The organism is Amycolatopsis sp. NPDC114505, from assembly GCF_055633615.1.
This window is the reverse complement of sequence record NZ_JBVKDV010000002.1, coordinates 2,018,065-2,033,567: the sequence shown is the minus strand read 5'-3', so window position 1 is coordinate 2,033,567 and position 15,503 is coordinate 2,018,065. Positions and strand designations below refer to the sequence as shown.

Sequence of the window (15,503 nt, the reverse complement as noted above, 5' to 3'; positions counted from 1 at the left end):
GGAAAGGACAATCACATGTTCCGCATCGCTGTCGCCGCGTTCGCCGGCGCCCTCGTGCTCGCCGGCTGTAGCGGCACCTCGTCCGCCGACGACCCGTACGGCCTGCTCGAGCCGGGCACGATCCGCGCCGCCACACAGACCAGCCAGCCGCCGTTCGCCTACGGTGACCCGACGGGCAAGCCGGTCGGGTTCATCATCGACGTCACCGACGAGGCCGCGAAACGGCTCGGGCTGAAGGTGGACTACAAGTCGACATCCGTGACGTCGTCGCTGGCCGGGCTGACCAGCCACCAGTACGACCTGGCCGCCGCGGGGCTGGGCGTCACCGACGAACGCCAGAAGAACGTCTCCTTCACCAAGCCCCTGTTCTGGAGCACGACGGCGGTGCTCACCACCGCGAGCTCGACCGCCGCGAAGCTCACGGACTTCGCTGGGCGGAAGGTCGGCGCGGTCACCGGGTCGACGCAGGAACCGTTCGTGCCGGCCAAGATGCCGGGCGCGGTCCCGATCGGCTTCCCCAACGCCAACGCCGCGGTGAGCCAGCTGCTCAACGGCGCCCTCGACGCGTTCGTCGTCGGCGGACCGGACGCCGAGCAGTTCCTCAAGCAGTACCCCGCGCTGCGGCGGGCGGCCTCGGCCCCGGTCGAGCATCCGACGTCGATGGCCGTGCCCAAGGACCACGGCGCCCTGCTGACCGCGCTCGACCAGCAGATCGGCGCGATGGTCGCCGACGGCACCTACGCGCGGCTCTACCGCAAGTACTTCACCACCACGCCGCTGCCCCAGCTCGTCGCCGCCTGGCCCGCGCTCGGCGCGCAGTTCGCGGGCGGGCTCTGATGGGCGGGTGGGAACGGCTGGCGCTGCCCGGGGACGAGCCCTGCTGGCGGCTCGTGCTCGACGTGCCCGCGCGCGACGGCGTCGTCCTGGTCGCCGACCTCTACGCCGACCGGCCCGATCCCCCGCCCGGGCCGGTGCTGCTCGAGCGCACGCCGTACGGCCGACGGCTCGTGCGTCCCTCCGACGGCCCCCTCGGCCCCGAGGTGGCCACGCGGCGGTTCGTCACGGGCGGCTACCTGGTCGTGCGCCAGGACTGCCGCGGCCGCGGCGATTCCGGGGGCACGTTCACCAAGTACCTCAACGAAGCCGAGGACGGCTACGACACCGTCGAGTGGATCGCCGCGCAGGACTGGTGCGACGGCCGGGTCGCGACGATGGGCGTCTCCTACTCGGCCCACGCGCAGGCCGCGCTGGCGTCACTGGGCGCGCCGCACCTGGCGGCCATGTTCCTCGACTCCGGTGGCTTCGCCAGCGCCTACGAAGCCGGGACCCGGATGGGCGGCGCGTTCGAGCTGAAGCAGGTGACCTGGGCATTCCACCGCGCCCGCACCAGCGCGGAGGTGCTCGCCGACCCGGTGCTGCGGGCCACTTTGGACTCCGAGGACCTGCGGGCGTGGTTCACCCGGATGCCGTGGCGGCGCGGCGCGTCGCCGTTGCGGTTCGTCCCGGCCTACGAGGACTACCTGCTGGAGCAGTGGGAGCACGGGGTGTTCGACGAGTACTGGCGGCAGCCCGGCATCTTCGCGCGCGGGTTCTACGACCGGTTCCCGGACGTGCCGAGCCTGCACATCTCCAGCTGGTACGACCCCTACATCCGCACCGCCACCGAGAACTTCCGCGAGCTGGGCCGCAAGAAGCACAGCCCCGCCTACCTCGTGCTCGGGCCGTGGACCCACGGCGCCCGCAGCGAGCGGCACGCCGGCGACGTCGACTTCGGGCCCGAGGCGCCGCTCGACGGGAACCTCGACGACGACTACGTGACGATGCGGCTGCGCTGGTTCGACGCGCACCTCGCCGCGTCCGGCGAAACCCCGCCGCCGGTGCGGTACTTCCTGATGGGCGGCGGTTCCGGGCGCCGGACGCCCGAGGGACGCCTCGACCACGGCGGCCGGTGGCGCACGGCCACCGCGTGGCCGCCGGAGACCGCCGAGGACCAGGTGTTCCACCTCGGTGCCGACGGCAGTCTCGCGCGCACGCCGCCATCGGCTCCCGCGTACCTCGACTACGACTTCGACCCGGCCGACCCGGTGCCCACCCTCGGCGGCCAGGTCACCTCCGGCGAGCCGGTGATGAGCGGCGGCGCGTTCCACCAGTGCCCCGACGAACGCTTCTTCGGCGCGGCCGAACCGTTCCTGCCGCTGGACAGCCGGCCGGACGTGCTGGTGTTCCAGACGCCGCCGCTGACGCGGGACGTCGCGGTCGCCGGGCCGGTCACCGTCCGGCTGGCGGTGTCGTCCACAGCGGCCGACACGGACTTCACGGTGAAGCTGATCGACGTCCACCCGCCCAGCGCGGACTATCCGCAGGGGTTCGCGATGAACCTCACCGACGGGATCCTCCGGTGCCGCTACCGGGACTCCTTCGCCGAACCGGCGCCGATGGTGCCCGGCGAGGTCTACGACATCACGGTCGAAGCTCCCGACACGGCGAACCTGTTCCGGGCCGGGCACCGCATCCGGCTCGATGTCAGCTCCAGCAACTTCCCCCGGTTCGACGTCAACACGAACACCGGTGCCCGGGAAGTCGGCGACCGCCGGAAGGTCGTCGCGACCAACCGGGTGCACGTCGACGGGCGGTCGTGGCTGACTTTGGCGGTGCTGCCGGAAGACTGAGGGGTGGCCCGAACGGCCCAGTCCGATGGGAGGACGCGCGCGTTGCCCGTGGCCGGGCGGCTGGGTACAGTCGCCTGCGTCAAGATCATTTCTCGACGACGCCGCACCGGCCCTCAGGAGCACGACGTGCGTATCCCCCCTCGGTTCGCCGCATCCGCGATCCTCGTTTCGGCGCTGCTCACCGCGTCTCCCGGCAGCGCGCAGGCCGCGACGGCGAAGTGGCCCGGCGATCCGGCCGTCACGGTCGCCGACGCCGCCGGCTACTTCGGCGAGAACCTCAGCGGGCTCTCGTTCGCGAGCGCCGACGAGCTGTGGGCGGTCAAGAACGGCCCCGGCACCCTCTACCGGCTCACCCGCACCGGCACCACCTGGGCGCCGGCGAGCGGCTGGCCGTCCGGGAAGAAGCTGCACTACCGTGACGGCAGCGGTGACCCGGACGCGGAAGGCGTGGTGGCCACGCCCGACGGCGTCTTCGCCGCGACCGAGCGGGACAACGACGAGGACGGCAGCCTGCTGAAGGTGCTGCGGTTCGACACCGGTGCGTCGTCGGCGTCACTCAGCGCGGTCGCGGAGTGGGACCTCACGGGCGACCTGCCGTCGGTCGACGACAACGGCGGCTTCGAGGGCATCACCTGGGTCCCGGACTCGTTCCTGACCGCCGGCGGCTTCCGCGACGACCACACGAAGGCGGCGTACGACCCGGCGACCTACGCCGGCCACGGCACCGGCCTCTACTTCGTCGGCCTCGAGGACGAGGGCAAGATCTACGCCTACGCGCTCGACCAGGCGGGCGGCGGGTTCACCCGGGTGGCGACCATCGCGTCCGGGTTCCCGAAGGTCATGGAGCTGGAGTTCGACCCGGCGACGGGCAGCCTCTGGTCGGTCTGCGACGACACCTGCGACGGCAAGACGGCGACGCTGAAGATCACCGGCGGCAAGTTCACCGTCTCGGCGACGTACGCGCGGCCGTCGAAGATGCCGAACTACAACAACGAGGGGTTCGCGATCTCGCCGCAGTGTTCCGCCGCGCGCAAGACGGTGGTGTGGTCGGACGACGCGAACGACGGCAACCACGCCCTGCGGACCGGGACGCTGCCCTGCTGAGGAAAACGCACTTAGCCTCCCGCTTACCTTTGTTACTCCGAGTGCACTAATACCCGCCTTCCTGATCACCGGTTCGTGTGATTCAGGACGGCTTTGGGTATGTGGGCACCATGGTTGTCAGAGCACCGGAACGTCCCACCGCGACGCTCGTCGTGTCCCCACCACGGCGGGCCAACCAGTTCGCCCACTGCGTTCCGTTGTTCCACGAGCACAGCGGGCTGCCGGCCGAGGACCCCCGGCGATCCGACCTGCGCGACCGGCTGATCACCGAGCACCTCGAGCTCGCCGAGAACATCGCCAAGCGCTTCGGCGGCCGCGGCGAGTCCTTCGACGACCTCGTGCAGGTCGCGCGGACCGGCCTGATCCACGCCGTCGACCGCTACGACCCGGCCAAGGGCCGCGACTTCCTGTCCTTCGCCGTACCGACGATCATGGGCGAGGTCCGCCGTCACTTCCGCGACAGCGCGTGGTCGATGCGCGTGCCCCGGGGGCTCAAGGAGCTGCAGCAGAACCTCGCCCGGGCGACCGGCGAGCTGGCCCACGACCTGGGCCGCTCCCCCACCCCAAGCGAGCTCGCGGCCCACCTCGACATCGACGTCGAGACGGTCCGCGAAGGTCTGCTCGCGGCGGAGGCGTACAAGCCGGCGTCCCTCGACGCGCCCGCCCGCGGCGGCGACAACGTCACGGTCGCCGACCAGCTGGCCGACGAGGAGACCCCGTACAGCAAGGCCGACGACCACCTGACGTTGCAGGCCGCGATGGCCGGCCTGCCGCCCCGGGAGCGCGCGATCATCGAGATGCGGTTCGTCGAGGAGCTGACGCAGAGCCAGATCGCCGAGCGGGTGGGCGTCTCCCAGATGCAGATCTCCCGGCTGCTGACCAAAACGCTGGAACAGCTGCGCCACCGCATCGTCGCCGACTAGGGCCCTTCAGCTCGTCTGCTCCTTCAGGTAGGCGGCCAGCTCGGCCACGGTCGGCTGGTCGAAGACCACCGTGGCCGGCAGGTCGATTCCCGACAGCCCGGCCAGCCGGGTGCGCAGCTCGATCACCGTCAACGAGTCGAAGCCCAGCTCCAGGAACGGCCGGTCGTCGGCGATCACCGAAGCGTCCGGGTGGCCCAGGACCGCCGCGACCTCCGTGCGGACCAGCTCGCGCAGCTCGGGCTCCGTCGGGTTCGACGGCCACGTGGGACGCGGTGCCGCGGCACGTGAACCGCCGGTCGGCGGGGCCATCGACGCGCTCGGGTCGAAGCGGACCGGGACCAGCACCGGTTCGGCCGAGCCGAGTGCCGCGTCGAACAGCGCCAGGCCCTGCTCCGCCGTGAGCCCCGCGACGCCGGACGCGTGGATCCGGCGGCGGGCCGCGGCCGAGATCCGGTCGCCGAGGCCCGTGCCCAGCTCCCACAGCCCCCACGCCAGCGACAACGCGGGCAGCCCCTCGGCCCGGCGCCGGTGCGCCAGCGCGTCCAGCACCCGGTTCGCGGCCGCGTAGTTGGCCTGCCCCGCCTTGCCGAACACCCCGGCGATCGACGAGAACAGGACGAACGCCGTCAGCGGCAGGTGCCGGGTCACCTCGTCGAGCACCAGCGCCGCGTCCACCTTCGGGCGCAGCACGGTGTCCAGGCGCTCCGGCGTCTGCGCGGCCAGGACACCGTCGTCCACCACCGCCGCGCTGTGCACGACGGCCGTCAGCGGCGGGTCGCAGCTCTCGACCAGCCGCGTCAGAACAGCCCGGTCCGCGACGTCGGCGGCGACGATCCGCACCCTCGAACCCAGCTCCGCCCGCAACTCCGCGGCGCCGGGAGCCGACGGCCCGCTCCGGCTCACCAGCAGCAGGTGCCGGACGTCGTACGCGGCCACCAGGTGCCGGGCCAGCGCCCGGCCGAGCGCGCCCGTCCCGCCGGTGACCAGCACCGTCCCTTCCGGACCGAACGGCCGGCCCTCGGACGGCGCGGCCCGCGCGATCCGCAGCACGTGCGGCACCCCGTCGCGGACGGCGATCTGCGGCTCCGCGCTGCCGCCGACGAGGCCGGCGACCCGCTCCACCGGGAAGCCGGGCTCCAGGTCGACCAAGGTGATCCGGCCCGGGTACTCCGCCGCCGCGGCGCACCCGAAGCCCCAGACCGCCGCCGCGGCGAGGTCCGGGACCGGCCCGGTCGCGTTCCGCGTCACGAGGACCAGCCGGTCGCCGCGCTCCTGCCAGTCGTGCAGGACGGCGAGTGCCCGGCCGGTCGCCGTCCGGACGTCGCCGGGCCCGATTTCCACCACCCGCACCGGTTCCGCAGTCGCCACCGGCGGCGGCAGGGTCATCGGAATCCACTGTGGACGGTAGAGCATCGTGTCCCGGGCCGCCATCGGCCGCGTCGTCAGGGACTCGACGCGGGCGACCGGCTGCCCGCCGTCGTCGAACAGGTCGACCCGGACGGCGCCGGCGCCGAGGCGGACGCCGTGCACCCGGGCCCGCCGGGCTCCGGGCGCGTGGACCTCGACGCCGCTCCAGAGGAACGGCACCCTCGGCTCGGCCGCCGGCCCCTCGGCGAGCGCCGTCGCGTGCACGGCCGCGTCCAGCAGGACGGGGTGCAGCGCGAAGCGCCCGCCGACATCCGGCGCCAGCTCCACCTCGGCGAAGAACTCCTCCTCACGCGTCCACAACCGTTGTACGGCTTGGAAAACAGGACCGTAGGAGTGGGCGCGGTAGGCCTCGGCGACGTCGGCTTCCACAGCGTCCGGCGGCGGCCATGCCCCGGTCCAGCCGGCCGGAACGGGCCTACGCGGACGCACCCGTCCCGACGCGTGCTTCTGCCAGCGCTCGTCCGCCGGACGCCGCGCGTAGACGTCCACGCGCGGCCCGTCCACGACGACCTGGACGTGGACGTCCTGGCCGCCGTCGAGCCGCAGCGGCGCTTCGATCGTCAACTCCTCGACCGCCGTCCCGCCGGCGTGCAGGGCCAGTTCGACGAACGCCGTCCCCGGCGCCAGGACCACTCCCCCGACTACGTGGTCGGCGAGCCACCGGTGCCGGCGGACGCCGAGCGAGCCGCCGTGCACGACCCGCGGCGAGTCGGGCGCGACCAGCGCCGGACCGAGGATCGCGTGGTCCCCGCCGGTTGGCTCCGGCACGGGCGACTGTGCGTCGAGCCAGTACCGGGTGCGCTTGAACGGGTACGTGGGCAAGGCCGTGATCCGCGCGCCGCTGCCGGCGAACACCGCGCGCCAGTCGACGGAGACGCCGGCGGTGTGCACGGCGCCGGCCGCCGTCAGCACTCCGCGGCCCGACATCGTCCCCGGCTGGGTGCCGGCCGCGTGCCGGCTGAGCACGGGCGCCGGCCCGATTTCGAGGCCGACGACCGGGCCGGGGGCGGCGATCGTGGCCACGGCGTCCGCGAACCGCACGGCCGAGCGGGCGTGCCGCCGCCAGTGACCGGGCTCGATCTCGTCGACGAGCTGCCCGGTCAGGCACGACACCAGCGGCAGGACCGGCCGGTGGTGCTTCAGCCCGGTGGCGACGTCGTGGAACTCGTCGAGCACCGGCTCCAGCAGCGGCGAATGGAAAGCGTGGCTGACGCGCAGCCGAGTCCCGCCGCCGAAGCGCGCGGCCAGGGCCGTCGTCGCGGTGTCCTCACCGGAGAGGACGAGCGAGCGCGGGCCGTTGACCGCGGCGATCGCGACCCCGTCGCCCACCAGCGGCGCCACCTCGGCTTCGGTGGCTTCCACGGCGATCATCACCCCGCCGCCGGGCAGCGAGGCCATGAGCCGGCCACGGGCGGCCACCAGCGTCGCCGCGTCCGGCAGGGACAGCACCCCGGCGACGTGCGCGGCGGCGATCTCGCCGACCGAATGCCCGGCCAGCACGTCCGGCCGCAGCCCCCAGGACTCGAACAGCCGGTACTGGGCGACCTCGAAGGCGAACAGCGCGGCCTGGGCGTGATCCGTGCGGTCCAGCGCCTCGCCGCCGGTGAACGCGATGTCGCGCACCGGGCCGCCCAGCGCCTCGCACGCTTCGTCGAAGGCGTCGGCGAACACCGGGAACAGGTCGGAAAGCTCCCGTCCCATGCCGGCGCGTTGCGCACCCTGCCCGCTGAACAGGAGGGCCAGCCGGATCCCGCCGCGCACGGTCCGGCCGGGCACACGGCCCTCGGCGACGGCCCGCAGGGCTTCGGGATTCCCGGCGGGCACCAGCACGCGGTGCGCGAGCGGCGTCCGGCGGGCGAGCGTGTAGGCGACGTCGATGGTGTCCGGAGCCCCGGCCAGGCCGGCCGCGACCTGCCGCAGCGCGTCGTCGTCGGCCGCGCTGAGCAGCCACGGCACCGCCGGAAACGCCTGCGGCGCTTCGGTTTCCGGTGCCGGTGCCTCTTCGAGGAGCACGTGCGCGTTGGTGCCGCCGATCCCGAAGGCGGACACCCCGGCCCGGCGGACCCGGCTCGCGCGCGGCCACGGCCGCGCCTCGGACAGCAGCGCCACCCCGCCGCCGGCCCAGTCGACGTGCGGGCTCGGCTCGTCGGCGTACAGCGACGGCGGCAGCTGCTCGTGCCGCAAGGCCTCGACCATCTTGATCACGCCGGCGACCCCGGCCGCGGCCTGCGTGTGGCCGATGTTCGACTTCACCGAGCCGAGCCACAGCGGGTCGCCGCCCCGGCCGTACGCCGCGATCACCGCTTCCGCCTCGATCGGGTCGCCCAGGGACGTGCCGGTCCCGTGCCCCTCGACGGCGTCGACGTCGGCGGCGGCCAGTCCGGCGTCCGCGAGGGCCGACGCGATCAGGGCCTGCTGCGCACGCCCGTTCGGCGCGGTCAGCCCGTTCGACGCGCCGTCGGCGTTCACCGCCGTCCCGCGCAGGAGCGCCAGGACCGGGTGCCCGTGCCGGCGCGCGTCGGACAGCCGTTCCAGCAGGAGCGCGCCGGCGCCCTCGGACCAGGCCGTGCCGTCCGCTCCGGCGGCGTAGGACCGGCACCGCCCGTCCGGGGACAGGCCGCGCTGGCGGCTGAAGGCCAGGAAGGTCCGCGGGGTCGCCATCACCGTCGCCCCGCCGGCGACCGCGAGCGAGCATTCGCCCGCGCGCAGCGCTTTCGCCGCGAGGTGCAGGGCGACCAGCGACGACGAACAGGCCGTGTCGACGGTGAGCGCCGGGCCGGTCAGCCCGAAGGTGTAGGAGATCCGGCCCGAGGCCACCGCGTGCGAGGAGCCGATGCCCAGCCACGCTTCGAGCTCGTGGGGGGTGGTGAACCGGCTCGCGTAGTCCTCGTTCATCACGCCGGCGAACACGCCGGTGTCGCTGCCGCGCAGCGTCGCGACGTCGATGCCGGCCCGCTCGAACGCCTCCCACGTCGTCTCCAGCAGCAGCCGCTGCTGGGGGTCGGTGGCCAGGGCCTCCCGGGGCGAGATGCCGAAGATACCCGCGTCGAAGTCGCCCGCGCCGTCGAGGAACCCGCCGCGGCGCGTCACCGACCGGCCGATCGCGTCGGGGTCCGGGTCGTACAGCTCGTCGGGGTCCCAGCCGCGGTCGGCCGGGAACTCGCCGGTCGCGTCGACCTGGTCCGCGACGAGCCGCCAGAGGTCTTCCGGCGAGCGCACGCCGCCGGGGAACCGGCAGGCCATCGCCACGATGGCGATCGGTTCGGCGGCGGGTGCCGGCCGCGCCGGCGCGCGTGTCGTCGAGTCACCCGATACGAGCCGGGCGAGCTCCGCGATGACCTCGCCGGGCGTCGGGAAGTCGTAGATCAGCGAGTGCGGCACGGGCACGCCGGTGAGCGCGGTGACGCGGTGCCGGAACTGGACGCCGGCGAGCGAAGACAGGCCGAGGTCGGTGAAGGGCCGGTCGCGCCAGCCGTCGCCGCCGTCGTGGCCGCACAGCGCGACCAGCTCGGCGCGGACGATCGCGGCCAGGTCCAGGGGTTTCGGCGCGCTGGACAGGGCAGTGCGGCGCGGTTTGCCCGACGGCGTCCGCGGGATCTCGTCGACCTCGATGTAGGCGACCGGCACCTTGTACAGCGAGAGCCGGCTCAGGCACAGCCGCCGCAGCGCTTCGGGGTCGAAGCCGTCCGGCCCGGGGACCACGAACGCGATCGGCACCGCCCCGACGACGTCGTCGGGGCGGCCGGCCACGAGGACGTCCCGGACCGACTCCTCGAGCACCGCCTCGATCTCGGTCGGGTGGACGTTCTGGCCGCCGCAGACGATGACGTCGTCGATCCGGCCGTCGAGCACGAGCCTGCCGTCTTCGAGGCGGCCCGCGTCGCCGGTGGGGTACCAGCCGTCGCGCAGCGGCGACGCCTGCCCGTGGTAGCCGAGCATCAGCCCCGGGCCGCGGACGAGCACCTCGCCCGCGTCGATCCGGATCTCGACGCCGGCCATCGGGGTCAACCCGGTTATGCCGGGCGTCTCCACGGCGATCTTGCCGCCGGTTTCGGTGCTCCCGTAACCGTTGAGCACCTCGGTGCCGAACAGGTCGCGCGCCGCGGCGCGGGTCGCCGGCGTGCACTGCGCGCCCGACGTCAAGCACAGCCTGGGTGCGCCGAGCGGGCCGTCGTGTTCCTGGCGGAGCCGCAGGTAGGTGGCCGGGACGCCGGCCAGCACGCAGCCGGCGTGGGCGGCGAGCAGGTCCGGGGACAGGCCGTCGGCGAGCCGGGTGTGGGCCCCGATCGCGATATTGGCGACGAAGGCCAGCGACAGCGCGTAGGCGTGGTGCGTCGGCAGTGGCCACAGGAGCGTGTCGTCCGCGGTGAGCCCGAACATCGGGACGTAACACGCGGCGGTCGACCACAGCATCGCGCGCTGCGAAAGCAGGACGCCTTTCGGACGGCCCGTGGTGCCGGAGGTGTAGAGCAGCCAGGCCGGTTCGTCGAGCGTGAGATCGTCTCGCGGCTGTGGTGCCGTTCGTTTCGGCGGGTCCTCGACGAAGAGGACCCGCAGGCCCCGGCTCTCGCCGAGCCGGCGCGCCATTTCCGCGTGGCGTGCCTCGGTGATGAGCAGGGTCGCGCCGGAGTCGTCGGCGATGTGGGCGAGCTCGGCTTCGGTCGCCCTGGTGCTGACCGGGACGCCGACGGCGGCGGCGCGCAGCACGGCCAGGAGGTACTCGGCGAACTCGACCCGGCTGCCGACGTGGACGAGCACCCGATCGCCCCGCGCGACGTCGAGCCCGGCGGCGTACTCGGCGCTGCGGGCGGCGAGCTGTCCGTAGGTGATGGTCCGCGCGCCGTCGGAGTAGGCCGGCCGATCACCGGGCTGGGCGGACAACGCGGCGGTGAGCGGCCGGACGAGCCCGGCCCGGAGATCTTCCACTGCTCCGGGTATACCGCAGGTTCCGCCTCGATGGCCACGAGGGACGTTTCGGCGACGCCCCGGTGACGGCCGGCTGCGACGCTGTCCGGGGTTCCCGTAGCGGGAGGAGAGCCGTCCCATGCCGCCGCCACCGAGGGCTCACGCGACGCTCCCCGCGCTGACGGTGGCCCCGGCGCCCGCCGCGGTGAAGGAGCGCCCGCCGCCGCGGAAACCCCCGCCGCTGCCGGCGTCGAACGCGGCGGCGCTGGCGGCGTTGCGGGCGGGTGACAAGAAGCCGCTCGCGGACCCGTCGCGCAAGGAGTCGCAGGACAGCGTCGGGAACGGCGCGGTGGCGGCGGGGCTGGCCCGGAGTCCGGGCGCGGACCCGAAGTTCGCGGTGCTGAAGAAGGACATCGCGCACAAGAAGCAGACGGTCGCGAAGTCCCATCCGCCGGCGAACAAGGAAGCGACGTCCGCGCAGGGCGCCTCGGTGCCGCCCAAGGACGACGAGATCGCGCAGGGCAAGACGGCCAACGCCGAGAAGATGAACGAGGCCAAGCCGAAGGACTTCGACAAGGAAGCGTTCGTCAAGGCCGTCGAGAAGGCCATCGCCGAGAAAGCCCCGAAGAACCTCGAAGAGGCCGATGACTTCGCCGGCTCCGGCAAGCCGGCCGAGATCAAGGCCGAGGTGCAGGGCAAGGTCGGCGAGGGCAAGACGGACTCGGCCGAGCAGATCGCCGACACGACCGCGGCACCCCCGGACACCTCGGCCGCCGAGGTCAAGCAGGTCGTGCCGATGACGGCCGACCGGCCGCCCGGCACCCCGGGCACGCCCGACCCGGCGAAGGCGGCGCCGGACAAGCTGCCGCCGTCGGCCACCGACCTGTCGGCCGGCCCGGCGAGCGTCGACAAGGAGATGGCCGACAACCAGGTCACCGAAAAGCAGCTGTCGACGGACCCGGCGTTCAGCCCGGCGCTGAAGGACAAGAAGACCGCGGAGCGGCATTCCGAGGCGACACCGCCGGAGCTCCGCAAGAACGAGTCGCAGCAGCTGCGCCAGACCACGGCGCAGGCCAAGCACTTCGGCGCCACCGCTATGGGCGCGATCGCCACCCGCCGGGTGCGCACCGGCCGGCTGGTCGACGGCGGCAAGGAGACGACGAAGACCGGCGACCAGGACAAGCGCGCCCAGGTGACGGCCCTTCTGCAGAAGGTCTTCGACACGATGAAGACCGACGTCGAAGGCATTCTCACCGGCCTGGACAAGCTCGTCGACGTCCAGTTCACCGCGGGCGAGCAGGTGGCCCGCGACGAGTTCACGGCCGAACACCGGCGCAAGATGGACGACTACAAGTCGCGCCGCTACGGCGGCCCGTGGGGCCTGGTCAAATGGGGCCACGACAAGCTGTTCGGCCTGCCGGAGGAAGCGAACCAGATCTTCGTCGAGGCCCGCGACCACTACGTCAAGCGCATGCGCGGCGTCATTTCCGACGTCGCGGACACGATCGGCCGCGAGCTGACGAGGGCGAAGCAGCGCATCGCCACGGGCCGCACGGAGCTGCAGAAAGCGGTCGACAGCCTCCCGAAGGACCTCAAAGCTCTGGGCACCCGGGCGGCGGCCGGTTTCGCCGACAAGTTCGACGATCTGACCCAGTCGGTCGACGACAAGAGCACGGAGCTGGTCGACACCCTGGCCACGAAGTACACGGACGCCGTCAAGTCGGTCGACGCCGAGATCGCCGTGGAGAAGGAGAAGAACCGGGGGCTCGTCGACAAGGCTCTGGACGCGGTCAAGGGCGTCATCAAGACGATCCTCGAGCTGAAGGACATGCTGCTGGGGGTGCTCGCGAAGGCCGCGCAGGCGGTGATGGGCATCCTGAAGGACCCGATCGGCTTCCTGGGCAACCTGGTGTCGGCGGTCGGCGGCGGGTTGAAGCAGTTCAAGAACAACGCGTCGACGCATTTGCAGCAGGGCGTGTTGTCGTGGCTGCTGGGCACCGCGGCGACGGCGGGGATCGAGCTGCCGACGAGCTTCGACGTCGCGAGCATCCTGGTGCTGATCGCGAGCCTGATCGGCCTGTCGTGGGCCAACCTCCGCGCCCGGCTGGCCCGCAAGCTCCCGAAGGAGGCCATGACGGCGATCGAGACGGGCGAGCACGCGCTGCCGATCGTCCTGGAGGTCCGCAAACGCGGCATCCGCGCCCTGTGGGACGACCTCAAGACCCGCGTCGGCGACCTGAAGAAGAACCTGATCGACAACCTGGTGTCGTACCTGCTGCCGACGATCATCCTGGCGGGGATCACGTGGATCATCTCGCTGTTCAATCCCGCGTCGGCGTTCATCCGCGCGTGCAAGATGATCATCGACATCATCAAGTTCATCGTCACCAACGGGAAGCAGATCATCGAGTTCGTCAACACGGTGCTGGACGCGGTGATCGCGATCGCCAAGGGCGGGGCCGGCGGAGTGGCCGGGCTCGTGGAGAAGGCTCTGGCGCGGTCGATTCCGGTGCTGATCGGGGCTTTGGCCGCGCTTCTGGGAGTCGGCGGGATCGCGGGGAAGGTCAAGGAGGTCTTCCAGAAGCTGGCCCGGCCGGTGACCAAGGCAGTCGACTGGGTGATCGACAAGATCGTCGGGCTGGCCAAGAAGGTCTGGGCCAAGATCAAGGCCTTGGCGAAGAAGCGGAAGCGCCCGGCCGCTCGCCGGCCCGGGGACCCACGCCAGGACAAGCACCCCGGGACCGACCAGGGTGCGCTCGATGCCGCGCTCCGCGACGCGCACGACCTGGTCCGCACCGGCATGCCGGCCGACGAGATCGAAAAACGCCTCCCGCCGATCCGGCGCCGGCACCGGCTGACCGCACTCAAGCTCGTCGTGGAACGGCGCGAGGGCGACCACAACGTCGTCCACTTCGCCGCGACGATCAACCCGTCCAAGGAGAGCCGGGCGGAGAACTCGCCGCTGAGCCGGAAGAAGGCACAGGCCGACTACGGGGTCCTCATCAAGAACGGCCGGAAGTTCCAGCGTTTCGCCGACGCGAACAACCTGATCATCGAAGTCCGGCCCACCAACTCGGACTCGATCCGCCACCTCATGCGCGGCGCCTGGTACAAACCGGTGGACATCAAGGCGAAGACGATCCAGCGGTCGGACACGTACCTGGGCATCGAACCGGAGAAGAAGGGCCTGGTCGGGTTCTTCGTCAACGCCGTGCCGCAACCGAAACGGCGGAACCTCGAGAGGGCCGACGTCGAGGCGGGCCGGAGGCGCTATCGCATGCGGGTCGACGAACGTCAGGAGTACGGTGCCAAGATGAAGAAGCTGGCCCGGAAACCCTTGGGCCCCGGCCGGTTCGAAGTGCTCGGCTACGTCGTCCACGGCTACGACAAGAACAAGGCCCGGCACCCCATCGCCGGTGACCACGACCTGTACGACATCCGCCGCCCGGACGGGACCGAGATCCCGATCGACGAGTACGAACTGCTGGTCCTCGACATGCAGGCGGGCAAGTTCGGCGTGATGCACGGCGCGGTCGTGCGGTGGGACCCCGACGACCCGCACGAAAAGGAGATGCGCGACAAGCTCGTGCGGCAGCACCAACGCGGCGGCGACGAAGGTCTCGTGCGGTTCGCGCCGGGCCAGCCGATGCGGTTCGTCGTGGCGGAGACCCCGCAGTGGACGGACCGGCGGCCCTGGCACCCGCCGGCGGGGAGGCCGGACTAGTGGACGCCCCCGCCGAACGGGCCCGGCTGCTGGTCCGGAGCGCCCGGCTCGCCGGCCAGGATTCGCCGGACATCACCCAGGTCCAGGAAGTCAACCGCCGGTACCGGGCCCTGCTGCCCGAGGTGACGGTCGCGCGGTCGCCTGCCACCGGCGAGGCGGTGCGCTGGCCGATCGACGTGTTCGGCCTCGACGGCCCGTTCTGGGACCACGAGACCCCGATCCGCCGCCCGTCGTCGTCGCGGCCGCCGGACTGGCTGGCCATGACGGGCGCGATGAGGCTCGCCGATCCGGTGGAGCACCCGGCGTTCGCCGTGGTTCCGGGCCCGGACGTGCCGTTCGTGGTCCCGCGGATACTGGACGCCCCGGACGTGCGGGCGGTGCTCGCCGAGGTGCCGGTCGGCGCGCACACCGGGTGGACGATCAGCTACTTCGGGCCGAAGCCGGAAGGGGTCCGGCTGGTGAACCTGTGGGGCACCAACAAGTACCCGGTCTACCGCGAGGGCGGCCAGGGCGGCTGGGACTGGGAGATACCCCGGGTCGCCGAGTACGACTTCGACCTCACGCCGTGGCTCCGCTCCGGCAAGCTGCGGTGGCTGGCGCCGGGCGACGAGTCGGCCACTGCGCGAGAGGGCCTGTCCGACTGTCCCTTCGTGGACCTGCCCGGCCGCCGCCGGATCACGGTCATCAGGAACGGCCTGGTCCAGCACCTGGCTTCGTTCGCCGGCCACGGCGCGGGGTGACGACCCGACG

The 15,503-nt window shown here is 72.6% G+C and carries 7 protein-coding genes; 6 read left to right on the top strand and 1 reads right to left on the bottom strand.

What is annotated here, in order from left to right:
* Window positions 1-15 precede the first annotated feature (15 nt).
* The 4 genes from ACZ7OU_RS27430 (at window position 16) to ACZ7OU_RS27415 (ending at window position 4,696) form a co-directional block, all read left to right on the top strand.
* Entirely contained in the window at window positions 16-837 is an 822-nt protein-coding gene (locus ACZ7OU_RS27430; protein WP_470257304.1) for an ABC transporter substrate-binding protein, read from the top strand.
* A complete protein-coding gene (locus tag ACZ7OU_RS27425) occupies window positions 837-2,669 on the top strand; it encodes a CocE/NonD family hydrolase (RefSeq protein ID WP_470237214.1) in 1,833 nt (610 codons plus the stop codon). The genes ACZ7OU_RS27430 and ACZ7OU_RS27425 overlap by 1 nt, the downstream gene beginning before the upstream one ends.
* Window positions 2,670-2,795: 126 nt before the next feature.
* Window positions 2,796-3,773: an esterase-like activity of phytase family protein gene (locus tag ACZ7OU_RS27420; protein WP_470257303.1), complete on the top strand. Its 978-nt coding sequence runs from the start codon at window positions 2,796-2,798 to the stop codon at window positions 3,771-3,773.
* Window positions 3,774-3,883: 110 nt separating this feature from the next.
* Entirely contained in the window at window positions 3,884-4,696 is an 813-nt protein-coding gene (locus ACZ7OU_RS27415; RefSeq protein ID WP_470237216.1) for a SigB/SigF/SigG family RNA polymerase sigma factor, read from the top strand.
* A gap of 6 nt (window positions 4,697-4,702) precedes the next feature.
* Here ACZ7OU_RS27415 and ACZ7OU_RS27410 read toward each other — a convergent pair whose 3' ends face one another.
* Window positions 4,703-11,050 carry an SDR family NAD(P)-dependent oxidoreductase gene (locus ACZ7OU_RS27410; RefSeq protein WP_470257302.1) on the bottom strand — a complete coding sequence of 2,116 codons (6,348 nt, stop codon included), beginning with the start codon at window positions 11,048-11,050 and terminating at the stop codon, window positions 4,703-4,705.
* Between the two features lie 118 nt (window positions 11,051-11,168).
* Between ACZ7OU_RS27410 and ACZ7OU_RS27405 the strand changes: the two genes are divergently transcribed.
* Complete coding sequence (locus ACZ7OU_RS27405; protein WP_470257301.1) at window positions 11,169-14,753, top strand: phage tail protein; 3,585 nt, start codon at window positions 11,169-11,171, stop codon at window positions 14,751-14,753.
* Window positions 14,753-15,493, top strand: a complete 741-nt coding sequence (locus ACZ7OU_RS27400; RefSeq protein ID WP_470257300.1) for a hypothetical protein — start codon at window positions 14,753-14,755, stop codon at window positions 15,491-15,493. Before ACZ7OU_RS27405 ends, ACZ7OU_RS27400 begins: the two co-directional genes overlap by 1 nt.
* Window positions 15,494-15,503 lie beyond the last annotated feature (10 nt).